This window comes from Terrabacter sp. Root181 (assembly GCF_001428505.1).
Lineage (GTDB): Bacteria > Actinomycetota > Actinomycetes > Actinomycetales > Dermatophilaceae > Terrabacter.
Window position 1 is genome coordinate 288,165 of the sequence record NZ_LMHU01000001.1, and the last position, 24,803, is coordinate 312,967.

Consider the following 24,803-nt stretch of genomic DNA (forward strand, 5'->3'; position numbering starts at 1 on the left):
ATGAGCAGCCCGACATGAGCAGCCCGACATGAGCATCCCGACATGAGCAGCCCCGTGCGGCCCGACGCCTCGGCAGCCGGGGACGACCTGCGTCCGGTGCCACGGGCGCCGGCCACGCGGCGCTCCGTGCCGCCCGCCGTCGCCCCGGTGGTCGCCGTCGTCGCCGGTCTCGTGGCGTGCGTCGTGGCCGCGAGCTCCACGGGCGCCATGGACCCCCTCGTCTTCGTCGAGGACGCCGGGCCCCTCGTGCGGTGGTCGGTGCCCCTCGTCCGCGTCGTCCACGACGTCGCAGCGGCCGTCACGGTCGCCTCCCTCGCGTTCGCAGCCTGCCTCGTGCCAGCGCCCGTCCGCTCGGGGCCGCGGATCCGCGCCACCGCCCCGACGGCGCCGTTGCGTCTCGCCGTGGGCGCCGGCTTCCTCTGGCTCGTCACCGCGCTCGCGGGGGCCGTGCTCACCTTCGCGGACGCCGCAGGCCTGCCGCTGTCGAGCCCCGCGCTCGTCCAGCAGCTGCAAGCGCTCGTGTGGCAGATCGACGCGACGCGGATCGGGCTCATCAGCGGCGCCTGCGCCTTCGTCGTCGCGACCGGGGCCGCCCTCGCGCGCAGCCGCACCGCAGCCGCCTGGCTCGGAGCCCTTGCCGCCGCCGGGATCGGGGTCCTCGGCCTCGCGAGCCACACGGGCGCCTCCGACGACCACGAGACGTCGGTCAACGCCATGGGGCTGCACCTGGTGGGTGCGACGACGTGGGTCGGTGGCCTCGTCGTGCTCGTCGTCCTTCATCGCTGGCTCGGCGAGCGGTTGGGCGTCACGGCCCGGCGCTACTCCACGCTGGCGCTCGCCGCCTTCGTCGCCGTCGGGCTCTCGGGGGTGCTGGCGGCGACGACGCGCCTTGCTTCCTGGTCCGACCTCGGCACGCCCTACGGCCTGCTCATCGTCGTGAAGTCGCTCGCCTTCGTGGCGCTGGGCGCGGCCGGCTGGTGGCACCGGCGCTCGACGCTCGACGGCCTCGACGCAGGGGTCGGTCAGCGCGCCTTCGTGCGGCTCGCCCTCGGCGAGGTGGCGGTCATGGGGGCGACCTTCGGCGTCGCCGCCGCGCTGTCGCGCAGTGCGCCGCCCGTGCCCGAGGAGCTGCCCGACCCCACCCCCGCGCTCGCGGTCACCGGCTTCCCGGCGCCACCTGACCCCGCGACCGTGACATGGTGGGCGACCTGGCGCACCGACTGGCTCTGGCTCGCCGTGGCCGTCGTCGCCATCGGGTTGTATGCCGCCGGGGTCGTCGCCGCGCGCGTGGCCTCCGCGCGGGCCCTGGTCGAGTCGCACCGCGACGGGAGTCGTGCCGAACCCCTCGAGGACAGCCGCGCGGGGCGCCGACGGGCGCAGGCCGTGGTCGGCTGGTCCCGCCTGCGCACCACCTCGTGGGTGCTCGGGTGCCTGCTGCTCGTCTGGACGACGAGCGGGCCCCTCGGGACCTACGGTCGCGTCTCCTTCGCGTGGCACACGGCGCTCCTGCTCGTGCTCGCCCTCGTCGTGCCGCTGCCGCTCGTCGCCGGGTCACCCGTCAGGCTCGCCGAGCGCGCGCTCGCCTCGCGCGACGACGGCACCCTCGGCCCGCGCGAGGTCGTCGTCGGGCTGGCGCGCTCCGGCGTCGTCGGCGCGCTGACGCGTCCGGTCGTCGCGACGGTGCTGCTCGTCGCCGGGCTCGTGGTGCTGCACGCGAGCGGCCTGCTCGACCTCGCCTTCACGACCCACCCCGGTCATCTCGTCATGGTCGCGTCCGCCCTCGCCGTCGGAGTCCTCTGGGCCACGGCGATGACCGCAGCTCCCGACTCGCCGGCGCGTGGCCCCCTGCGCACCGTCCTGCTGTGTCTCGGCGCTCTCGTGGTGGGTGCCTTCGCCACGGCGGCCTGGCTGGCCCGCAGCTCCACCATCCTCGCCGCCGAGCCGCTCGGCGGCCTCGACCTGCCCTGGCTGCCCGACCTCGCCGCGGACCAGGTGCGCGCCGGAGCCGTCATCCTCTTCGTCGTCGTCCCGGTGTGCGTGCTGCTCGCCGTCGTCGCGGCCGCCCGGACGCCGCGGGGGCCGCGCGCCCGAGGTCGCTGAGGGCGCGTCGCGGCGGACGGCATACGCCCCTCACGAGCCGACCACGGCGGCGGTTCCGGCGCTACGCTGCGACGACGGGTGCGCGGACGTCTGGACCATCCCTCGGTCGCGGGCCCGTCGATGCGCGATGATGCCCGGCGGGGAGGGCCATGAGGGGTGGCCGAGGGGGGCCGTGCTGTGACCATTGACTTCAACCCACCGCCGGGGTGGCCGACGCCACCTGCGACGTGGGTGCCGCCGGACGAGTGGCTGCCCGGCCCCGAGTGGCCCGAGCCGCCGGCCGACTGGACGTTCTGGTCGGTGACCGAGCAGCAGCCCCGGTCGGGGAGGTCCAAGCGGCAGGGACGCGGCCGCCTGAGCAAGGTCTCCTTCCCCCTCGCGACGGTGGCGGCGCAGTCGACGGTGTCGCTCGCCGCCCTCTTCCCGGAGCGGGCTCGGCAGGCGGGGGGTGCGACCTACGGGGGATACGGCAGCTCGTCGGGGGGCGATGCGGCGCCCGCGACCAAGGCGGGACGCGAGTACTACCAACCACGGGGGGTGGGCGGCGCGGCGACAGGCAGCGTGACCGACCCGAGCAACGGGTCGGTCCTCAACGGCTCCGCACCGGCGCCCGCCGGACGCCTGCTCGTGCAGCCGGACGCGCGGGCGGACGTCGGCGGCGCTGGCGACGAGGGCGAGGTGGCGCCGGGCATCCGGCTGTCACCGATCCTGCGGCTCGTGGCGCACCCGTCCGGTCTGCGCGTGCAGTTCCGGGTCGGTGGCCCCGTGGCCGCGGCGCTCGCCGACGTCATGACGCCCGCCATCGAGGCGGCCACTCCCGGCATGACCGCGACGCAGTCGGCCCAGTCCGGGCAGCAGGGGAGGTCCGGTCGGGGCGGACGCGGCGGGCGGCAGGGCGGCCTGCGCCTGCTGCGGCGCGGGCGTCGGGACAGCGGCGACCTCCCGGGTGGCACCTCTGCGGGGGCAGGTTCCGGAGGGCACCCCGGGGCCGGCGCGCTCTCCATCCGCGAGCTCGCGCGTCGAGCCCTCGAGGCGCGACGCGAGACGGACCGCGACGCGGCGCTCGGGGTGGAGCGCGACCTGTGCTCCGTGCACCGCCAGGCGTTCCTCGCGATCCGCCCGCCCGCTGTGACGCCGCTCGAGCCCGTGACCGCCTCGGAGACGTCGGCGATCCGGCAGAAGGCGCTCGCCGCCACCGGTGCCACGGCGAAGGGCCTCTCACGCGCCGAGAGCACCGAGCTCAAGGCGCTCGCCGCCGAGCGGGCCGACGCCTTCGTGCGCGCCAGCAACGTCGCGCGCCGGGTGATCGCCGACCGGCGCGAGGCCCTCGCGTCGGGTGCGTGGCAGCTCCTCGAGGCGCACGACCCGGCCGCGGTCGTCGCCGTCGTCGACGAGGCACTGCGGCTCTCGGGCAACGACCTCACCTGCCTCGACGCCGGCACCGACCCGGTGACGCAACGGGCCTACGTGACGGTCCTCGTGCGCTTCGCGACCATCGGCATCGTCGCCGAGGAGGGCCGCGAGGTCAGCCCGTCGGGCCGCACGACGTGGCGGGCGCGCACGGCGTGGGAGCGCAACGGGGTGTATGCCGCCGGGCTGGCCTCCGTCGTCCTCGCCGCCGCGAAGCAGGTCGACAGCATCGCGCCGGCGACCGACGACGTGAACGTCGTCGTCGTGCGCCCGACCCGCAACGGCCGGGGCGTCGAGCCGGTCTACGTCGGGCGCCTCGACCGCGAGGACGCGTCCCTGCGCCATCCCGAGGCAGACCCGCTACCCCTCGTCATCAGCTCGGCGGTGCCACACGGCATACGCATCCACGGTCCGGAGCGCGAGGTCACCGCGCTCGACCACGCGGCCGACGTCGACGGGGCGCTGCGCGAGATCGTCGACGCGTGCCGGGCCGCGGATGCCCAGGCGGCGCGACTCCAGCTGGCGCGGCGGGGGCAGGCAGGCGGGTCGGTCCCACCAGCCGGTTAGAGGTCGCGCCGAACGAGTCGGCGCAGCGCGAGCGCGGCGAGCGGGCGATAGCCGACGACCGCGAAGGCCGGTGCGTCGATGACGACCTCGGTCATGCAGCCGCCCGGTGCGTGCCGGACGACGTGGTCGAGCCTGGCGTGCACCGGGCCGAGCCGCACGTGCCAGCTCCACTCCATCGCCTCCGGGTCGACGGCCAGCACCTCGAACGGCACCCGCACCCCGAGCGGCCCGACGACCAGGCCGTTGAGGCCGGGGGAGAGGCGGTGCGTGGCGGCGATGACCTCCTGGATCTGCGGCGACCACGTCGACCAGAGCTCGAGGTTCTCGTAGCGGGCCCAGGCGACGGCCGGGTCGGCTCCGCCGCTTGCGGTGATCGTCGCGCGCATGGTGGGCTCCCTCGTCGCTCAGGTGCGGTCGGCGTCCGGGGACGCGTGAGGGGACGTGTGAGGGGACGTGTCAGGGGAAGCGGCGGGGTCGGTGGTGGGGGCGGGTCCGTCGACGTTGACCGTCGGCGTGCCCGACCCGCAGCGCACGATGACCGCGCGGGACGTGCCGTCGCCCGGGTTGGACTCGCGGTGCACGGCGCCTGCCGGCACCCGGAGGAAGTCGCCCGGGCCGGCCTCGACGACGACCTCGCCGCCCGGCCCCGACTCGAGCCGCATCCGGCCCGAGACGACGTAGAGCGTCGTGTCGTGGTCGCCGTGGTGGTGCCAGCCGGAGACGGCGCCGGCCTCGGTGTCGACGGTGCCCGACCACATCGACTCGGTGTGCAGGGCGACCTGCCGGCTCATCCCCGGTGTCGGGTCGGCAGGGCTCAGGGCGTTGCCGGCGACGTGGCTGCACGGCTCGGCGGCGGCGGTCGGCAGGTCGGGGTGCTTCGTCATGCCCCCATCAAACCCCCGGAGCTCTAGCCTTGTCGTGTCCGTCAGCGAGATGAGGTGGGCTGTGGGAGCAGGGCGTGCAGGTCGGGCAGGGCGTGCAGGTCGGGTCGTCGTGGTCGGCGGCAGCATGGCCGGGCTGCTCGCGGCCCGGGCCCTCGCCGACCATGCGGAGTCGGTCGTCGTGCTGGAGCGGGAGCGGTTGTCCGACGAGGTCGCACCTCGCGGCCGCGTGCCGCAGGGCCGGCACCTGCACGTGCTCCTCTCGGCCGGCCTCGACCGGTTACGGCAGTGGTTCCCGGGCATCGAGGAGGAGCTGACGTCGCTCGGTGCGGTCCCGGTCGACGGCTTCGGGGCGTGGGTGCACCAGGGCGGTGCGTATCGCGCCCGCGGCTACTGGGGACGCCCCGGCTTGGGCATGACGCGCCCCCTCCTCGAGCTCGTCGTCCGGCGGCGCGTGGCCGCGCTGCCCTCCGTGACGATCGAGGACGGAGTGACCGTCGAGTCGCTCAGGGTCCGGCAGGGTCGCGTCACCGGCGTGGTCGTCGCCGGAGAGGCGCGACCCGCGGACCTCGTCGTCGACTGCTCCGGGCGCAGCTCACGCATCGCCCACGACCTCGCGGCCGCCCGGCTGCTCGACCCGCCCGTCACCAAGGTCGGCATCGACATCGGCTACTCCTCCTTCTTCCTGCGCCGCGCACCGGAGGACTTCGAGGGGATGTTCCTCGTCAGCATCGAGAACCCGGGATCGTTCCGCGGCGGCGCCGTCGTGCCCGTCGAGGGCGACCGGTGGCAGGTGACGCTGTCGGGCGTCCACGGCGACGTGCCGCCCGCGACCGACGACGGGCTGGTGGACTTCGCCGCGACGCTCTCGACACCCGCGGTCGCGCAGCTCATCGCGCAGTGCGAGCGGGTCTCGGACATCCACACCTACCGCTTCCCGTCGAGCCAGCGCCGGCACTACGAGAAGGTGCGGGCACTGCTTCCGGGGCTCGTCACGCTCGGCGACGCGTCGAGCAGCTTCGACCCGATCTACGGGCAGGGGATGACGTCGTCGGCGCTCCAGGCGGCTGCGCTCGGCGCGGTCGCGGGTCGCGTCGGGATCCTGTCGGACGAGCTGCCGAAACGCTTCCACCGCAAGGCCGCCCGCATCATCGAGGCGCCATGGCGGATCGCCGTCGGTGGGGACTTCGGCCACCCCGAGACCGTCGGCGACCGGCCGGTCGGCACGGCCCAGCTCAACGGCTACATGGTGCGCGTCATCTATGCGGCCCACGCGTCCCTGCCGGTGGCCCGCTCGTTCAACCGGGTCCTCCAGCTCGAGGACCCGCCGGCCTCCCTCCTGCGGCCGTCGATGGTGGCGAGGGTGCTCCGCGCCTCGCGGAGGTCGCCGGTCGTGACCGGCGCCGAGGTGCGCCACCCGACCGTGGGCCCGCACCCGGCCGGCTGAGCCACGGGGACCTGCCGACTCGACCTGGGGTGTGGTCGTGACGGACCGCTGTGTCACCGGGGCACTTCTTTGACAGGGTGGACGCATGAGGACCGACCACTTCATCCGATTCGAGCGTGTCGACTCCGTCGAGGAGACGGCGAGCGGCCTGCTGGCCCGCCTGCACGGGGAGCAGCTGCGCGTCGACGCCGTGCGCTCGGACGTCGTGCGCGTCCAGCTGAGCCGTGGCGGCGTCCTCGACGAGAAGCCGACGTATGCCGTGTGCATCGACCCGCTCGCCGTGACCGACGGCGGGGGCGGCGTCACGTGGCGGGCGGAGGAGTCGGAGGGTGCGTGGCGGCTCGTCACCGACGACCTCGTCGTGACGCTCTGGCTCGACCCGTTCCGCGTCGACATCCACCGCACCGACGGGTCGGTCGTCATCGAGTCGATCCCGGACTCGGAGGGCCGCTACTGGACCTACGCGACACTCAACGACGCGTGGACGACGCGCCGGCGCATCGGTCGCGACGACGCGATCTACGGTCTCGGCGAGAAGGGCGGCCACCACAACCGGCGCGGCCGCGACTTCACGATGTGGAACACCGACGTCCTCAACGAGCACGCGACGGCCGAGTTCCGCGCGGGGCTCGACGCGGACGACCCGCGCGCCGACATGACGAGCGCCGAGTTCGACCCGTACTACGTGACGATCCCGTTCTTCTACCAGCGCGACGCCTCGACCGGGGCGGCGGCCGGCTCGTTCGTCGACAACGGCTACCGCGGCGAGTACGAGTTCAGCCGCGACGACGAGTACCGCGTCACCTTCCACGGCGGACAGTGGACGGAGTACGTCTTCGCCGGCCCCTCGATGGCGGGCATCCTCGAGCGCTACACGTGGCTGACCGGCCGTGCGTCGCTGCCTCCGATCTGGGCGCTCGGCTACCACCACTGCCGGTGGCACGCGTACAAGCAGCAGGACATCGAGGTCATCGCCAAGCGCTACCGCGACGACGAGTTCCCTTGCGACGCCATCTGGCTCGACATCGACTACATGGACGGCTACCGCGTCTTCACGTGGGACTCGGAGCGATACCCGGACCCCGCCGGCATGCTCAAGGGCCTGGCCAACCACGGCTTCCGGGCCATCTCGATCGTCGACCCGGGCGTCAAGCACGACCCCGGCTACGCGGTCTACGACGACGGTCTGGCGCAGGACGTCTTCTGCCGCACCGAGGGCGGCGACACGTACATCGGCCAGGTGTGGCCGGGCAACACGGTCTTCCCGGACTTCGCGACGCCCGAGGCGCGTTCGTGGTGGGGCGCCCTCAACGCCCGGCACGTCGAGTCGGGTCTGGCGGGCATCTGGAACGACATGAACGAGCCCGCCACCGGCGAGATCGCGCCCCAGGCGATGCTCTTTGACAAGGGTCGCGCCAAGCACGAGCGCTACCACAACCAGTACGCCCTGCTCATGGCGATGGGCACGATCGAGGGCCTGCGGGCCGCCCGGCCGGAGGCCCGGACGTTCATCCTGTCGCGAGCCGGCTTCGCAGGCATCCAGCGCTACGCCGCGAACTGGATGGGCGACAACCAGGCCCGTTGGGACCACCTGTGGGTCAGCACCCCGATGGCGTGCGGCTTCGGACTGTCGGGCCAGCCCTTCGTCGGCGCCGACATCGGTGGCTTCCAGGGCGACACGAACCCGGAGCTCTTCCTGCGATGGATGCAGATGGGCGTGCTGACTCCCTTCTGCCGCAACCACTCCGAGACGAACAACATCGACCAGTACCCCTGGTCGTTCGGGCCCGAGATCCACAACCTGGCCCGTGAGGCGGTGCGCCTGCGCTACCGGCTCATCCCCTACATCTACTCGGCGTTCGTCCGGGCGACCGAGACGGGGGAGCCGGTGCAGCGTCCGCTCGTCCTTGACTACCAAGGCGATCCGGCCGTCGTCGACATCGACGACCAGTACCTCTTCGGCCGCGACCTCCTCGTCGCGCCGGTGAGCGAGCAGGGGCAGACGTCGCGAACCGTCTACCTCCCGGAGGGCGACTGGTACGACTGGCACACCGGCGAGCTGCACCACGGCGGCCAGCGGATCACGGTGGAGACCCCGCTCGAGCGGCTCCCGCTCTACGCGCGCGCCGGCGCCGCGATCCCGATGTGGGCCGAGGCACCCGCCTCGACGGACGGTTACCGGCCCGAGTCGGTCGAGCTGCACGTCTTCGACCCGGTCGTCGACGGCCGCTGGGAGTCGGTGCTCGTCGAGGACGACGGCCTCACGGTCGCCGACGGCGAGGCCGAGCGCCTCACGACGACCGTCGTCGTCGAGCGCTCGGGCGGCGAGGTGTCGGTCGAGCACGAGACGTCGGGACCCGGGTATGCCGGTCACGCGCGGACCCGCTTCGACGTCGTGCGCCACAGCGCGCACGAGTCGTAGACGACGCCAGGACGGGGCGGCCCGTTCGCTGGGACTGCAGCGAACGGCATACGCCCCCATCGGGTATGCCGTCGGCGCAGTCCGCTCGAGCGCCCCTTGAGCGGGTGACCCCCGAACGGAAGACTGGCGACCATGGCTGACACGGCGGAGCGCGAGCAGGGCCAGAAGAGCGAGAGTCTGCTCACCGTCATCATCGCGCTGGCGATGAACGCCCTGATCGCCGTGGCGAAGTCGGTCGTCGCGATCATCACCGGGTCGGCGTCGATGGTCGCCGAGGCCGCCCACTCGTGGGCCGACGCGGGCAACGAGATCTTCCTGCTCATCGCTGAGCGTCGCGCGGGGCAGAAGCGCGACACGACGCACCCCTTCGGCTACGGCCGAGAGGCGTACGTGTGGTCGATGTTCGCGGCGTTCGGGCTCTTCGGCGCCGGCGCGGTCGTGTCGGTCTGGCACGGCATCTCGGTGCTCGGGCACGAGGAGCCGGAGACGTCGTACACGTGGGCGTATGCCGTGCTCGCCATCGCCTTCGTGCTCGAGAGCGTGTCGTTCGTCCAGGCGACGCGGCAGACGCGGTCCGAGGCGCGGGCTCTCGGGCTGCGGCCGCTGAAGTTCATCGCCAACACGTCGAACCCGACCCTGCGGGCGGTCTTCGCCGAGGACGCCGCGGCGCTCATCGGTCTGCTCATCGCGGGGCTCGGGATCTTCCTGCACCAGGTCACGGGCAACGCGGTCTGGGACGCGCTCGGCTCGATCCTCGTCGGCCTGCTGCTCGGTGTCGTCGCGATCTTCCTCATCAGCCGCAACCGCGACTACCTCGTCGGGCAGGCCGTGCGGCCGGAGCTGTGGGCGCGGGCCTTCGACGCCCTGCACGACAGTCCAGAGGTCGAGCGGATCACCTTCCTGCACCTCGAGTTCGTCGGGCCGGGGCGCGTCTTCCTCGTCGCGGCCGTCGACCTGACCGGTGACGACACCGAGTCGAAGGTGGCCGACCGTCTGGCGGTGCTCGGGCACGAGATCGAGAAGCACGAGCTCGTCGAGCTGGCCATGGTCACCCTGTCGCGGACGGACGCGCCGAGCATCGAGCGCCCGGCAGTCGCCTAGGAGTTTCTCGGCGGGCTCAACAGTCCCCAGGACTGCGCGTAGAGCCGACGGGAAGGCGAGGGCTTGAGCTCCCCCCGTACGAAATCCCCAGAAGTGTGCACATGGCTGCATATGGTGCGCCACACTCGGTGGAAGGACCGCCGCCGAGCGGTCACAGGGATGCGAGCGTGAGGGGACCACGTGAGCCAGAACCAGCCTCCAGTCGTGCAGGACAACCGGCGTTTTGGCAGTCGCTTGGCGGACCGGGTGTTCCGTCCACGCTACGCAGGGCGCAGTGCGTTGACCGCCATCAGCCTGGCGATGTTTGTCGGCATCGTCTCGGTCGTGGCCATCGCGTTCGTGCTGACGTGGATGAACAGCCAGAACTTCATCCCCGCCGAGATCGCGATCGCGCTCGTCGTCATCCTCGGAGCGCTGGTACTCGTGCTCTGTGTCGCCTGCCTCTCCATCGTGCTGAAGCGACTGGCGCTGGCCGACAAGCGGTATGCGATGGGCCTGCCGGACGGCAGCATCCGGGCCATCCTCGCGCTCATGCTCGTGCTCCTCTTCGGCGTGGTGTCGGTCTTCCTCGTGGGGTCGGCGCAGCGTGGCGGCTTTGAGGGGCGCAAGCTGGACAACCTCTCCACCGCTCAGGTCGACGCGATCCCGGTGGACCAGGTGCTGTCGAAGGTCGAGACCTCGGACGGGTCCGGTCTGTATGACGTGGTCCTTGTCGCGGCGCCCAACGAGTCCTTCGACGACCTGTCCAAGCAGCTGCTGACGACTCTCGCGACGCTCGTGGTCGCCATCGCCGCCTTCTACTTCGGGGCGTCGACGGTCACGAACGCGGTCGAGACGGTGAACCCCAGGCGTCCAGCGGCGGACGACGGCGAGGGTGAGGAGATCACTGCCGAGGAGGCGGCGAAGAGGGCCGAAGCCGAGAAGGCCAAGGCTGCGGAGGCGGCGAAGCAGGCCGAAGTCGACAAGGCCAAGGCTGCGGAGGCGGCGGAGAAGGCTCAGGCTGAGGAGGCGGCGAAGCAGGCCGAGGCGGAGAAGGCTCAGGCTGAGGAGGCGGCGAGGAAGGCCGACGCCGACACGGCTCAGACCGAAGGCGCAGCCAAGACCCCAGGAGCCGAAGTTCCCCTGGTCAGCGATCCTTTTGTCGGGACGTCCGAAACGGCTGCGCCGGTGGCATTCCCGGACACCGAGGCAGCCGCAAGACTCGCGCGGTCGACTCAGGCGTTCAAGGCGGTCGAGGCCATGGCGGTTGCCGCCCAGGCGGCCCTGGCCGAGCTGTCGCGCGTGAGAGTCGAGACGACCGAAGCCGCAGGCGACGCAGCAACAGGCACCGCAGCAACAGTGACGGGTGATGCAGCGCCATCGCAGGTCGGACTGGAGACTGGTGACGATGAGGCGCAGCAGCCGAACGGTCGGAACACCGAGGCTGACGCGAACCGCGAGTCGGCGGCTGGTCCGGGCACCGACGAGCACGGTGGGGAGAACGCCACACCCGCCTCGTCCACGACGTCGCGCGAGTCCACTCCCGACACCGCCACGACAGAAGACGCGCCAGCCCCGGAGCCGAGCACCCAGGAGCCCCCACCCGCCGCCGTCGCCGAGGACGAGGGCGAGGCGGACAGCTCCGGCGAAGGACCTGACGAGTCCGTCGGGCGCTGATCGCCCACGCATGCCTCTGACCCCCGCCCTGGTCGGCGGGGTGCGGGGCGGGCGAGTCAGGTGTGCCAGGTGACGCCGGTGGCGGTGACCGTCGCCGTGAGGTCGCGGTCGTGGACCTCGGTGTGGTGCCTCGGGCAGAGCAGGGCCCCGTTGCTCACCGAGGTGCGGCCGCCGTGCCGCCAATGCGTCACGTGGTGAGCGTCGCACCAGGTCGAGGGGACCGTGCACCCGTCGAAGCTGCAGCCCTGGTCACGGGCGATGAGTGCGAGGCGCTGGCCTCGGGTGAAGAGGCGCTGACTGCGCCCGACGTCGAGGGGCTCGCTGTCACGGCCGAGCACCATCGGGATGATCTCGGCGTCGCAGGCCATCCGGCGCACCACCGCGGGCGACAGGACGTCGCCGGTGAGCGTGCTGCCGGAGCCGCGGACGTCGTCGACGAGTGACTCGAGGTCGATGAGGACGACGACCTTGGCCTTGTCGGTGGTCGGGACGCCGTCGGCCGACGCGACCCCGCGCTGCACCATCGTCAGCAGGGCGTCCATGCGGCGTCGCGCGGGAGTGCGGTCGTCGGGCGTGACCGTGCGGCCGTGCTCGTCCTTCTCGGGGCAGGGGATCGACAGCGGGTCGATCGCGGCCTTGAGCACGGCTGCGCCCTCGGGGTCGAGCACGCCGCGCAGGCCGACCATGCCGTTGGCGTTGGGCGGCGTGAACCACAGGCCACGGGCCTCGCGGCGCCCTCGGTCGAGCCTGTCCTCGTCGCGAGGCGGCCGCACCTGCTCGGCGTGGTGCCGGACGAGACGGGCCAGCTCCTCGGGCCGCAGCCGCGGTGCCTGCTCGGTGACGTCGGCCAGCGCGGTGACGAGGTCGTCGGGGTCGGCCACCGGCGTCGTGCGCGCGTCGAACTCGACGATCTGCGCAGCGTTGCCGACGGTGACCTGCTGGGTCGCCACGAGCAGCCGCAGCCGCGCCCAGCGTGCCTCGGCCAGGGCCGTGCCGACCGTGACGAACGCCTTCGCCTGCCCGGCCGTCAGGCTCGGGTCGTGGCTGCGCAGCCAGTCGGTGCGCGACAGCCCGTCGGGCGGCTCGATGCCGCGCGACACGAGCTCGGAGACGATGGTGACGAGCGTGACCTCGTGGGCGCGTCGTTGGTGTGCGACCCGCTCGGCCGCGGCCGTGAGCTCGGCCTCGGCGTGTGCCGCGAGGCCCAGCCCGGCAGCCGCCTCGAAGGCAATCGCCTCCTGCTGAGCGCGTCGGCCGTCGACCTCCGCTTCACGCTCCGCCCGGGCCTCCCCTCGCGCCGCGGTGGCCTCGACCCAGGACGGGTCGTCGACCATCTGCTCGTAGGCGGCGGCGTCGAGCCGTGGCACCCGACGCAGGTCGGGCCCCTCGAGAGCGTCCGCGTCATCGAGCGCCAGCCCGGACCACGGCCCACCCGGCCGCGGCTCCGGTCGAACGTGGGGCGCCACGCGCGGGCCCCGTGCCCCCGCCAGTGCGCCCGCCCGCGCGGACGGTCCGGTGGTCCGGGACGGGGGAGACGGCACACGCCCGGAGAAGCGCTCCCAGAACCCGCCCTCGGCCACACCGCCCGTGGCACGCTGGCGCGCCTCGAGGTCGGTGAGCCGGCTCCTCAGGAGCTCGAGCGTCGTGGGTTCCGTTGCCATGAAACAACTTTAGAGGCGACCACCGACAGTGCCCCGACCTCCGAACCGCCCTCGGCAGCACAGCCCTCACCCAGTCCCCGCGCAGCCCGCACCCAGCCCTCATCCGGCCGTCCACCAGTCCGCGCCCAGCCCGCACCCAGCCCCGACGAAGCCGCGCCCGCCGATCGCCCGCCACCACACGGCATACGCAATCACCTGCGCCACAGCGGGATTCGCGTTCGGCCACGGGCGCGACGGGCCGAGAGTACGTTCCGAGGATCGGGGGATCGTCACCGTTCACGAGACCTTGAAGAGGTGCACCATGGGCAACACCCGTCGGCGGAGGGTGGCCGTCTTGGCCAGCCTCGGCCTCGTCTCCATCGCGTTCACGGCGATCCCGGCCGGTGGGTCGGCCAGTGCGGCGCCGCCGGGACACGCCCACGCCTCCCCGCACCTCAAGCATGCCCAGCCACTCAGGGTCAACGCGCTGCTCGACGGTCAGGACGAGGACAACGGTGCCGCCGAACCGAGCCTCTCGGCGCTGTGCCAGAGCTACCTCGGCGCGCCGAACCCCTACGGCAACCCGGCCCCGAACGTCGACGCGATCGTCGGCGACAGCATCGTGCAGGCCGGCTCGCAGACGGGCTGCGCGGCCGCGCAGAACGAGACGACCGTCGCGGTCAACCCGGCCAACCCGCGCAACATCGTGGCCGGCGCGAACGACTACCGACTCTTCAACTCGCGTGAGGGCCGCAACGACTCCTATGGCTTCGCCTACACGTCGATGGACGGGGGTGCCACGTGGACGAACGTCGCGCTGCCGCACCTGACCTTCTCGACGGGGGCCACCGGTGCGCTATCCGACATGGACGGGGCGGGCGACCCCGCCATCGCCTTCGGACCCAACAACACCGTCTACTTCGCCAACATCGCCTTCAGCCGGCTCAACGACGGCAGCGCGATCACCGTCAACGTCTCGCACGACGGCGGCGTCACGTGGGGCGAGCCCTCGATCGTGGCGCTCGACGGCGCGGACGCGAGTGGCAACCCCGTGCCGACCGACGTCTTCAACGACAAGGAGTGGATCGGGGTCGACCAGAGCAGCGGCGCCGCCTACGTGTCGTGGACCCGGTTCGACTCGACCGCATCGCCCATCGTCGTGTCGAAGTCGGTCGACGGCGGCGCGACGTGGAGCCCGCGCACCTCGGTCACGCCGACCTTCACCCCGGGCGGCGTCACGCCCTTCGACCAGGGCTCGTTCCCGCTGGTCGGGTCCGACGGGGCCGTCTACATCGCCTACGAGGGATCGGTCTGCCAGTCCCTCGCGTGCGACCAGGCCACCGACCACGACGCCGTCGTCGTGGCCAAGTCGACGAACGGTGGCGCGACCTTCAGCAGCCGGGAGGTGTCGGCCGACTACGACTTCCCCTTCAACCGGGACCTCCAGACCCCGGCCCTGACCGGCGAGAACTTCCGGATCAACAGCTACCCGTCGCTCGCCATCGACCGGACGAACAACCGCCTCTACGTCGCGTGGGCGGACGACCGGAACGGCTCCTACGACAGCTCCGGCCAGTCGATCAGGACCAACGGTGACGTCTTCGTCGCGACCTCCGGCAACGGGGTCCAGTGGCAGGCGCCGGTTGCTCTCGGCTCCGCGGCGGACGAGGTCTTCCCTGCCGTCGCCGCCTACAACGGGCGCGTCGCCGTCTCGACCTACACGCGCTCGTACAACCCCAACGGGGTCGGCCTCGACGTCGTCATGAACGGCGCGACCGGCATCGGCAACCTCAAGAAGTCGCCGACGACACGCGTGACCACCGCGACGAGCAACCCGCAGGTGCAGTTCGTGACCATCGGCGCCGTGTCGGGCCAGGAGCTGCAGGGCGCGTTCATCGGCGACTACACGAGCATCGCGATGGGCAGCGACCTCGTCGCCCACCCGGTGTGGACCGACTTCCGCGGCAACCCGACGCTGACCGGGTCGACGCCCAACCAGGAGGTCTACACGTCGTCGGTGCGCGTGCGCTGAGGTAGCGCTTGCTAGCGCCGACGTGGCGCTGACGTGGCGCTGACGCGCAGATGGCGTATGCCGGTGCGCCGGGTTCGTCCGGGCCCACCGGTTTCGTCGGCAATGGCACCAAGGAGCGGATCGTGCCCCTATCCTGAGCCCGCCGCACCACGGTGGGCGGCCCGACACAGGGGATCCAACGCATGCCCACTCTGCGCGCCGTCGCGGCTGCTTTCGCGGCGTCCTTGACGCTGACCACCATCGCCGTCCCGACAGCGGGTGCCCCCGCTCGGGCGGCGACAGCCTCCTCGACAGCACCTGCGGCTGGAGACGTGTCACAGACCCGTCGGGAGCGGGCCGGCTCGGTGGACCGCTCGACGACCACGCGTGCGGCTGCCCCGACCGACTCGACCGCCGCCACGCCGCAGCGCACCCCACGGACGACGTCCTCGGCTTCGACGTCGGCTGACGACGCCACCGCTGCCCCGTCGCCGACCGACGGAGCCCGCACGGCCACGGCCACGGGCACGGGCACGGCCGCCGGCACGGTCTCGGCAGCATCACTCCCGGGCGGCATGCACGCGCTGCCGGCGCACCGCCTCCTCGACACCCGCACCGGCCTCGGCGCTGCCAAGGCGGCGGTCGCCGCCGGCTCGAGCGTGTCGTTCCCGGTGACCGGGCGCGAGGGCGTGCCCGCGACCGGTGTCGGCGCGGTGGCCCTGACGGTCACGGTCGTGTCACCGACCGGCCCGGGGTTCGTGACGGCGTACGCCGCGGCGTCGCCGGTGCCGACGGCGTCGTCGCTCAACTACGCGACGGGTGACGTCGCGACGAACCTCGTCGTCACTCGCCTCTCGGCCGACGGACGCGCCGAGCTGCGCGTCGGCGGCTCCGGGTCGACGCAGCTGCTCGCGGAGGTCGTCGGCTGGGTCGAGGCCGGCGACGGGACCGAGCCGGGCGCGTACTCCCCGCTGGCCCCGCAGCGGCTCCTCGACACCCGCGACGGGACGGGTGCCCCGAAGGGCATCCTGGCCGGTGGCTCCACGGTGCGGCTCGCGGTGGCCGGGCGCGGTGGTGTCCCGGCCGAGGGCGCGGGTGCGGTCCTGCTCAACGTCACGGCGGTCGGCGGTACGGCTGCCGGCTTCCTCACCGTGGCGCCGACCCTGACGGGTGACGCCACGACCTCGAACCTGAACTACAACGCCGGTCAGGTGCGCGCGAACCTCGTGCTGGTTCCGCTGTCGGACACGGGTTCGGTCGACCTGCGGGTCACGAGCAACGGGTCGGTGCACGCGATCGCCGACGTCGTCGGCTGGGTGCGCACGGGAACTCCGGTCGCAGACGGGTCCATGGCGGCCGTCGCGCCGGTGCGCCTCCTCGACACGAGGACCGATGGTGGTGGGCAGGTCTACAACAACGGCTGGGCCGAGATCCCGGTCACGGGCGTCGCCGGGGTGCCGTACGGCGGCGTGCACGCGGTCCTGCTCAACGTCACCGCGACGCGTGCGACCGCGCAGGGTCGCGTCAGCGTGCTCCCGGGCGCGAGCAACCTGCCGACCGGCTCGCAGGTGCAGTTCACCAAGGGACGCAACGACGCCAACCTCGTCCTCGCCCCGGTGTCGGCCGACGGCTGGGTCGACCTCCTCGTGCAGTCCTCGGGGTCGGTCGACCTCGTGGCCGACATCGTCGGTTACGTCACCGGCCCCACCGCCGACGTCCAGCCCCCGGGCTCGGTGACGGGGCTGACCGTGACGCAGCCGACGAAGAACTCGATCTCCCTCTCGTGGCAGAACCCCACCGACGGGGACCTGAGCGGCGTCACGATCCGCCGGGTCGCCGACGGCGCGACGACCGGCGACCCCTTCGAGGGCACCGTCGTCGCCGAGACCACCGGCACGACGTTCACCGACACGAACCTCGCGCCCGGCACGACCTACGGCTACTCGGTGTGGGCGCACGACTCGTTCCCGAACATCTCCGCGCCGGTCGAGGACTCGCGCGCCACGACGGCGCTCGCGTGGTCGGCCCCCGTGCGGGTCGCGCCCTACGTCGGGGCTCCGCGCACCATCTCGTGCGTGACCACCACGTGGTGCATGGTGGGCGATGCGTCCGGCCAGTTCCTGACGTGGAACGGCACGGCCTGGAGCGCGCCGAAGCGAGCCGTCACCCTCGCGGACACCGACACGGACGGCGGCTTCTCGTCGCTGTCGTGCGTGTCGTCGTCGTTCTGCGCAGCGGTCGCGGACAGCGGCGGGATCGTCACCTACCGGAGCGGCGTCTGGAGTGCCGTCACCCGGATCAAGAGCACCACCGGCCTCGAGCTGGTGGCCGCGTCGGTCACCTGCACCTCGACGACCTTCTGCGTCGCCGTCGGGCAGGACGACAGCTGGAAGGGCTGGACTGCACGCTTCAACGGCAGGTCGTGGACGGCTGCGACCAAGCTGACGGCACCCACGGGCCGGCTCGACTGCGTGTCCACGACCTTCTGCGTGGCCATCGGCCAGGACATGTACGGCGCCGGATGGGCCACCCGCTGGAACGGCAGCACGTGGACGTCGACGAAGATCCAGCCCAACGGCTCGTCCACCTACGACGTGTCGTGCACGAGCGCCACCTTCTGCATGGCGACCTCGAGCGGGGGACTGTCGGTCCGCTGGAACGGGTCGTCGTGGAAGACCCTGCCCACCTTCGACTCCACCAACGGATTCCAGGGCTACGACGTGTCGTGCTCCTCGACGACGTTCTGCATCACCGCCGACTACGAGCGCGGCTACTCACGGTGGAACGGGACGACCTGGAGCCGGGTCACGGCGTTCGGAGCGCCTCGGGGCTTCACGTTGTCCTGCGTCTCCACGACCTGCATCGGCGCCGAGTCCCTGGGGCGCTACACCCGCTTCAACGGAACGTCGTGGTCGACGCTGACCAGCTTCGACGCGACCCGCGGCGGCATCATCGACCTTGCGTGCGGCGCCACGACGAACTGCCTCGCCACCGACGAGCGCGGCAAGGCCTACCGCTGGAACGGCACGTCGTGGGCCGACCCGGTCACCATCTCGTCCGTCGCCTCGAACGCAGCCTGCGCCAGCTCGACGTGGTGTCTCACGAACGCGTCCTCGGCGCGCACGTGGCGCAGCGTGAGCGGGTCGACCTGGTCTGCCAACGGGGCCGCTCCTGCCGACCTCGGCGACGCCGACTGCCCCGTGGCGGGGTGGTGCGTCGCCTTCGACTCCTTCGGCCACGCCAGCACCTTCAACGGCACGTCGTGGAGCGCCTACAAGACGGTCTTCACCTACAACGGCGGGGCGCCGACCGCGGTCGACTGCCTGAGCAAGACGTTCTGCATCGCCGTCCACGGCGGCAGCGGCTACTGGTCGCGGTGGAACGGGTCGACGTGGTCGACGCAGACGGACCTGGCGAGCGGCACCGACCGCAGTGCCGTCGTGTCGTGCGCGTCGACGACGATGTGCCTCGCCGTCGACGAGGGCGGCACGAGCCTCCGGTTCGACGGGACGACGTGGCGACGCCTCGTCGCGCCCACGGACTACCAGCTGGAGGGCGCCTACGACGTGGCCTGCCCGACGACGAGCTTCTGCTCGGCGCTGCTCAACGGCGGGTCGGTCGCGACCTTCAACGGGACGGCGTGGAACACGGCCGCCCAGGAGACGGGCCTCTACGACGTCTGGGACAAGCCCGCCGACCGCGTCTACGAGCTCGAGTGCCCGTCGACGTACGCGTGCGTCGTGGCCGGCCGCGTCAAGGTGGTGACGTCGCACTGACGCGCGACGGCGCGTGTCAGGTGAGGGAGCGGATCGAGGCGCGTAACTGGACGGGCATCTCGACGAGGTGCTCGCCCTGTGGCTCGTCGCCCAGGACGAGCTCCATCGCGCGCCGACCCATCTCCTCGTAGGGCAGCCGGGCCGTCGTGAGCGCGGGCCGCAGGTAGGAGGCGATCTCGTCGTCGTCGAACGATGCGATGGACACGTCGTCGGGCACGCGCAGGCCTCGCTCGGCCAGGGCCTGGTAGGCACCGAACGCGACGCGGTCGTTGAGGCAGAGCAATGCGGTCACCGGGGTGCCGGCGTCGAGGACCTGCATCGTCCCGGCGTAGCCGTTGGCCGGTTCCCACGAGCCGACGTCGACGACCGCGACCGGCGTCGCACCGGCCTCGGCTAGAGCCTCGTCGATGCCGGCGAAGCGGGCACCGATCGTCACCGAGGCGCGCCGGTCGGCGGGAGCGCTCGGGGCACTGCCGATGATGCCGATGCCCTCGCCGTGCCCGTGCTCGAGGAGGAGTCGCATCATGGCGCGGCCCGCCTCGTGCTCGGCCGGCAGGACGGAGGCGGACGACCCGGCGCCGGCGCTGTTGGCCGTGACGATGCGCATCGACTCGGGCAGCGGCGGCAGGTCGAGGAGCCGGGCGGCCATCGAGCCGAAGACGAGCCCGTCGACCTGGCGGTCGATCATGAACTCGAGCGCCTTGGCGCGCTGCTTCGGGTGGTGGCCGGTCTCGGCGATGAGGACGCCCTGGTCGCGCTCGTCGGCGACGTCGAGCAGGCCGCGGATCATGGCGGACGCGAAGCGCGTGATCGTCACCTCGTCGGAGATGAAGCCGATGGTGCCGGTCGTGCCCATGCGCAGCGACCGGGCCGCGGGGTTGGGGCGGTAGTTGAGCTCGCGTGCGGCTTCGTGGATGCGGGCGATCGCATCCGGTGAGAGCCGTGACCCGGGGCGGTCGTTGAGCACCAGGCTGACGGCCGTCTTCGACAGGCCGGAGCGGGCTGCGACGTCGGCGAGCGTCGGTCGCTTGTTCATCGTCCCCCCGTCGGTCGTCCCTTGGTCGCGTATGCCTTGGGCACCCTCCGTGGGTGCCCTGCCGAGAGCGTACCCCACGGTAGGCCGGTCGCGGCCGGGTCTCTGCTGGTGAAAAGGATTTAGCAAACCCTTGTGCAGGGTGCTGTCCAAGGTCTACCGTCCGGTGCTGAAAGGTTTTAGCAGTGGCGCTGGACCTTCCCACCCCGGAGGAACCGATGAAGCTCACCCCCACCACCAAGCGCGTCGCCGTCGGCCTCCTCGCCGCGGCGCTGCCCCTCTCCATGGCCGCCTGCACCAAGGGCGCCAGCTCGAGCTCCGGCGGCGCCGGGGGCGAGCTGACGATGTGGACGCACAACGCCGGCAACAAGGCCGAGCTCGCGGCCATCACGACGATCGTCAACGACTACAACAAGAGCCAGAGCAAGTACAAGGTCAAGATCCAGGCCTTCCCGCAGGACTCCTACAACCAGTCCGTCGTCGCGGCGGCGGCCTCCAAGAAGCTGCCCTGCATCCTCGACATCGACGGCCCCAACGTGCCGAACTGGGCGTGGGCCGGCTACCTCGCGCCGCTCGACGGGCTCGACGCCACGCTCTCGAAGTACCTGCCGACGGTGCTCGGCAAGTGGGACAACAAGACGTACTCCTACGGCTACTACGACGTCGCGCTCGTCATGGTCACGCGCAAGACGATCCTCGACAAGTACGGCATCCGCGTCCCGACCACCGACTCCCCGTGGACGAAGGACGAGTTCGACGCGGCGCTGAAGAAGATCAAGGCGTCCGGCGACTTCCAGAACCCGCTCGACATCGCGACGAGCTTCACCGGCGAGTGGTGGCCCTACGCGTACTCCCCGATGCTCCAGAGCTTCGGCGGCGACCTCATCAACCGCGACGGCTACAAGACGGCCGAGGGCTCCCTCAACGGGCCGAAGGCCGTCGAGTGGGCGACGTGGTTCCGGAGCCTCGTCACCGACGGGCTGGTCCCGCTCAAGTCCGGCGCCGACCCGGCCAAGGACTTCATCAACGGCAAGACCGCGATCCTCTACAACGGCACGTGGACGGCGGTCGACACCCGCAAGGCCTTCGGCAAGGACACCCTCTTCCTCCCGCCGCCGGACCTCGGCACCGGCCCGAAGATCGGTGGCGGCTCGTGGCAGTGGGGCATCTCGCAGAACTGCTCCGACCAGGCCGGCGCGCTCGACTACATGAAGTTCGCGGCGCAGGACAAGTACGTGGCGAGCGTCGCCCGGGACACGAACAACATCCCGGCGACGGATGCGGCGGCCGCGCAGGTCAAGGGCTACGAGAAGGGCGGGGAGAACGAGATCTTCCTCGACTACGCGAAGAAGTTCGCCCTGCTGCGACCCGTGACCCCGGGCTACCCCTTCATCGCGACGGAGTTCACGAAGACCGCGCAGGACATCCTCAACGGCGCCGACCCCAAGCAGGCGCTCGACCAGGCCGTCAAGAACATCGACGCCAACCAGAAGTCCAACGGCTACTTCCAGTGACCCGCTGGGCGCAGCCATCCGGCTGAGCCACTGAGCCGAGTCACTGAACCGCGAGGGTATGCCGCCGCGTGCGGTGGGAGGGGCAGCGTGACTGCCGCCCCTCCCGCCGACCCGGGCGGACGGCATACGCGAGCTCCTGCTTGAACCCGGACCTTCACGAAAGGGGATGGACGATGACGACCATCACCGCGGCCGAGAACCCCTCGGCGATCACGCCCCCGGAGCGCAAGCCCGTCAAGGGCTCCCGCTCCTCGACCACGACGGCGCTGCTCATGCTGGTGCCGGCGGCGGTCCTGCTGATCACGTTCCTGCTGATCCCGATCGGTCTGACGTTCGGGCTCGCGTTCACCAACGCCCGGTTGATCTCGCCCCGACCGGCGGAGTTCATCGGCACCGACAACTTCGTGCGGCTCTTCCAGGACGAGACGTTCTGGAAGTCGCTGCGCAACACGATCGTCTTCGCCGTGGTCATCGTGCCGCTGCAGTCGGCGTGCGCGCTCGGGCTGGCGCTGCTCGTCAACGTCAAGATGCGCGGGGTCAACTTCTTCCGCACCGTCTACTTCCTGCCCGTCGTCACCTCGATGGTCGTCGTGTCGATGCTGTGGCTGTTCATGTACCAGAAGAACGGCCTCATCAACCAGGTGCTCCTCAAGTTCGGCATCGAGGGGCCGGACTGGCTCGGCGACCCGCACACCGCGCTGCTCGCGATCATCCTCATGTCGGCGTGGCAGGCGATGGGCTTCCACATGGTCATCTGGCTCTCCGGGCTCCAGACCATTTCGGCGGACCTCTACGAGGCGGCCGATCTCGACGGCGCCGGAACGTGGCAGAAGTTCCGCTACGTCACGTGGCCGGGGCTGCAGGCGACCCGCACGTTCATCCTCATCACCATCACGATCTCGGCGTTCGCGCTCTTCACGCAGGTCAACATCATGACCCAGGGCGGCCCGCTCGACTCGACCTCGACGCTCGTGCTCATGGCGGTCCGCACCGGCTTCCAGCAGCAACAGACCGGCTACGCCTCGGCGATCTCGCTCGCGTTCTTCGTCCTCGTGCTCGCCGTCACCCTCGTCAACCGCTACTTCACCAGAGACAAGGACGTCGTCCGATGAACGCCACCCCGACCGGCCCTGTCACTGACATCGCCGCCGGCACCGGCACTGTTGCCGGCACCGGCACCCTGGCCCACGTCGCCGAGACCGCCGTCCCCGAGCACCACCGGGGCGGGGAGCGGCCGCACCCAGCCCGGGCGGGGCTAGGGCTGCTGCTGCGGATCGTGCTCTGCCTCGTGTTCGGTCTGCCGCTGCTGTTCATGGTCGTCAGCAGCTTCAAGCCCGACCTGCAGATCTTCGACGACCTCGGCAGCTGGAAGGCGTTCCTGCCCACCGGCGACATCTCGGCGGACAACTACACGGGCGTCTTCGACCGGGTCCCGTTCGCGCAGTTCATGATGAACTCGGTCATCATCACCGTGGTCACCGTCGTGCTCGGCATCCTCGTCAACTCGATGGCCGCGTTCGCGCTGGCCCGGATCGGGTTCAAGGGCGGCGGCATCGTGCTCGGCATCATCCTTGCGACCCTCATCGTCCCCTTCGAGACCCTCGCGCTGCCGCTGCTGTGGTGGGCGAACCAGCTGCCCTTCCTCGGGCCCGACGGGTTCAGCCAGGGCTGGCTCGACACCTACCAGGTGCAGATCATCCCGTTCATCGCCAACGCCTTCTCGATCTTCCTCTTCTACCAGTACTTCGACTCCATCCCGAAGGAGCTCGACGAGGCGGCGAAGGTCGACGGCGCGGGGTGGTTCCGGATCTACCGAAGCATCGTCATGCCCCTGTCGGGCCCGGCCATCGCGACCGTCGCGATCCTCACCTTCCTGCCGATGTGGAACCAGTACCTCTGGCCGCTGATGTCGGTGCAGACCGAGGAGCTGCGACCGGTGATGGTCGGCATCGACTACTTCAAGCAGCTCAACACCTCGTGGGGGCAGATCATGGCCTACGCGACGATGATCACCGCGCCCGTCCTCATCCTGTTCATCGCCTTCCAGCGATCGTTCATCAACTCCATGGCCAGCAGTGGCGTGAAAGGCTGACTCGTGTTTCGTCTCCCTGAGGCCTGGGTCTGGGACTTCTGGCTCGTCGACGACGGGACCGACTACCACCTCTTCTTCCTCTACGCGTCGCGGGCGCTGCGCGATCCGCACGCCCGGCACTACCGGGCGTCGATCGGGCACGCGGTGTCTTCTGACCTGGTTCATTGGGAGCGAGTCGTCGACGCCCTCGTGCGGTCGGACGCGCCGGCCTTCGACGAGCTCGCGACGTGGACCGGGTCGGTCGTGCGACACCCGGACGGGCGGTGGTTCATGTTCTACACCGGGGCTCGCCTCAACGAGCACGGCGCGAACGTGCAGTCGATCGGGTATGCCGTGTCCTCTGACCTCTACGTGTGGGACAAGGCGCCGGGGCCGGTGCTGGAGGCGGACGGGAGGTGGTACGAGAAGTACGCGCCGGCGCCTGAGGGGAACTGGCACGACGAGGCGTTCCGCGACCCGTGGGTGGTGGCTGACCCGGACGGTGACGGCTGGCACATGCTGATCACGGCTCGGTCGGCGGTCGGGCCTGCCCACGATCCCTCGGATCGGGTGGACCGGGGCGTGGTCGGGCATGCGTGGTCCGCTGACCTGGAGACGTGGGAGCTGCGGGAGCCCCTGTCGGCGCCGGGGGCCGGCTTCGGGCAGCTCGAGGTGTTCCAGACGCACGTCGTGGACGGGAAGCAGGTGCTGCTCTTCAACTGCGCGGTCGGGGACATGCCCGAGGCGGCCCGGGCGGCCGGCATCACGGGCGGGGTGTGGATCGCGTCGGCCGAGTCGGTGCTGGGGCCGTATGACATCGCCGGCGCTCGCGAGATCGACGACCCGACCCTCTACGTCGGCAAGTTCATCGATGGCCGCGAGACGGGCGAGACCAAGTTCCTCGCCTTCCGCAACGAGACCGGCGGCCAATTCATCGGCGAGATCACCGACCCCGTGGCGGCCCGCTTGGATGGCGACCGGCTGGTGCTCGACGCTGGCCCGCTTACGGAGGCGTCGACGAACGATTCGTTCGGCGCCCGCGCGCTAAGAGGTGTGTTCGAGGGCTAGGTACCCTTGCGATCTGGATGGCGAGGTGAGCACGCGGCCGGCCGCCAGCCAGATGATTCTCCGGGCGCAACCTGTGCCGTCACCGCGAGCTGGGTGCTTACCGGCG

Annotated in this window: 16 protein-coding genes; 12 read left to right on the forward strand and 4 right to left on the reverse strand. The window is 71.5% G+C overall.

Translation table 11 applies throughout. The features are described from left to right. Positions 1-42 precede the first annotated feature (42 nt). On the forward strand, positions 43-2,100 hold the full coding sequence (locus ASD90_RS01340; protein ID WP_056750570.1) for a bifunctional copper resistance protein CopD/cytochrome c oxidase assembly protein: 2,058 nt from the start codon (positions 43-45) through the stop codon (positions 2,098-2,100). 177 nt (positions 2,101-2,277) lie between these two features. Next, positions 2,278-4,077, forward strand: a complete 1,800-nt coding sequence (locus ASD90_RS01345) for a hypothetical protein (RefSeq protein ID WP_157622925.1) — start codon at positions 2,278-2,280, stop codon at positions 4,075-4,077. Here the strand turns inward: ASD90_RS01345 and ASD90_RS01350 are convergent. Both ASD90_RS01350 and ASD90_RS01355 read right to left on the reverse strand, forming a co-directional pair. Beyond that, positions 4,074-4,463 (reverse strand): SRPBCC family protein, encoded by a 390-nt coding sequence (locus ASD90_RS01350; RefSeq protein ID WP_056750575.1) that lies wholly within the window; start codon positions 4,461-4,463, stop codon positions 4,074-4,076. The two genes, ASD90_RS01345 and ASD90_RS01350, sit on opposite strands and share 4 nt — an antisense overlap. Positions 4,464-4,481: 18 nt before the next feature. Next, on the reverse strand, positions 4,482-4,961 hold the full coding sequence (locus ASD90_RS01355) for a cupin domain-containing protein (protein ID WP_235506344.1): 480 nt from the start codon (positions 4,959-4,961) through the stop codon (positions 4,482-4,484). Positions 4,962-5,070: 109 nt separating this feature from the next. Between ASD90_RS01355 and ASD90_RS01360 the strand changes: the two genes are divergently transcribed. The 4 genes from ASD90_RS01360 (at position 5,071) to ASD90_RS01375 (ending at position 11,584) form a co-directional block, all read left to right on the forward strand. Beyond that, positions 5,071-6,405, forward strand: coding sequence for an NAD(P)/FAD-dependent oxidoreductase (locus ASD90_RS01360; protein ID WP_056750578.1), 1,335 nt, complete (start codon positions 5,071-5,073; stop codon positions 6,403-6,405). A gap of 85 nt (positions 6,406-6,490) precedes the next feature. Next, positions 6,491-8,827: a TIM-barrel domain-containing protein gene (locus ASD90_RS01365; protein WP_056750581.1), complete on the forward strand. Its 2,337-nt coding sequence runs from the start codon at positions 6,491-6,493 to the stop codon at positions 8,825-8,827. A gap of 132 nt (positions 8,828-8,959) precedes the next feature. Beyond that, a complete protein-coding gene (locus ASD90_RS01370; RefSeq protein ID WP_056750585.1) occupies positions 8,960-9,928 on the forward strand; it encodes a cation diffusion facilitator family transporter in 969 nt (322 codons plus the stop codon). Positions 9,929-10,108: 180 nt separating this feature from the next. Beyond that, the gene (locus ASD90_RS01375) at positions 10,109-11,584 is read left to right on the forward strand and encodes a hypothetical protein (protein ID WP_157622927.1); all 1,476 of its coding nucleotides are present in this window, start codon (positions 10,109-10,111) and stop codon (positions 11,582-11,584) included. A gap of 56 nt (positions 11,585-11,640) precedes the next feature. Here ASD90_RS01375 and ASD90_RS01380 read toward each other — a convergent pair whose 3' ends face one another. After that, complete coding sequence (locus ASD90_RS01380; protein WP_056750590.1) at positions 11,641-13,245, reverse strand: HNH endonuclease signature motif containing protein; 1,605 nt, start codon at positions 13,243-13,245, stop codon at positions 11,641-11,643. A 325-nt stretch (positions 13,246-13,570) separates the two neighbouring features. Between ASD90_RS01380 and ASD90_RS01385 the strand changes: the two genes are divergently transcribed. Continuing rightward, positions 13,571-15,256 (forward strand): sialidase family protein, encoded by a 1,686-nt coding sequence (locus ASD90_RS01385; RefSeq protein WP_235506459.1) that lies wholly within the window; start codon positions 13,571-13,573, stop codon positions 15,254-15,256. 311 nt (positions 15,257-15,567) lie between these two features. Next, a complete protein-coding gene (locus ASD90_RS01390; protein WP_157622929.1) occupies positions 15,568-19,011 on the forward strand; it encodes a fibronectin type III domain-containing protein in 3,444 nt (1,147 codons plus the stop codon). 16 nt (positions 19,012-19,027) lie between these two features. Here the strand turns inward: ASD90_RS01390 and ASD90_RS01395 are convergent, their stop codons facing one another. Continuing rightward, complete coding sequence (locus tag ASD90_RS01395; protein ID WP_056750622.1) at positions 19,028-20,047, reverse strand: LacI family DNA-binding transcriptional regulator; 1,020 nt, start codon at positions 20,045-20,047, stop codon at positions 19,028-19,030. A 215-nt stretch (positions 20,048-20,262) separates the two neighbouring features. Between ASD90_RS01395 and ASD90_RS01400 the strand changes: the two genes are divergently transcribed. The 4 genes from ASD90_RS01400 to ASD90_RS01415 all read left to right on the forward strand — a co-directional run bounded on the left by ASD90_RS01400 (position 20,263) and on the right by ASD90_RS01415 (position 24,697). Further along, positions 20,263-21,558 (forward strand): sugar ABC transporter substrate-binding protein, encoded by a 1,296-nt coding sequence (locus ASD90_RS01400; RefSeq protein WP_056750625.1) that lies wholly within the window; start codon positions 20,263-20,265, stop codon positions 21,556-21,558. A 173-nt stretch (positions 21,559-21,731) separates the two neighbouring features. Beyond that, on the forward strand, positions 21,732-22,670 hold the full coding sequence (locus ASD90_RS01405) for a carbohydrate ABC transporter permease (RefSeq protein ID WP_056750628.1): 939 nt from the start codon (positions 21,732-21,734) through the stop codon (positions 22,668-22,670). Then, positions 22,667-23,650, forward strand: a complete 984-nt coding sequence (locus ASD90_RS01410; RefSeq protein ID WP_157610994.1) for a carbohydrate ABC transporter permease — start codon at positions 22,667-22,669, stop codon at positions 23,648-23,650. Before ASD90_RS01405 ends, ASD90_RS01410 begins: the two co-directional genes overlap by 4 nt. A 3-nt stretch (positions 23,651-23,653) precedes the next feature. Beyond that, positions 23,654-24,697, forward strand: coding sequence for a glycoside hydrolase family 68 protein (locus ASD90_RS01415; protein ID WP_056750631.1), 1,044 nt, complete (start codon positions 23,654-23,656; stop codon positions 24,695-24,697). Positions 24,698-24,803 lie beyond the last annotated feature (106 nt).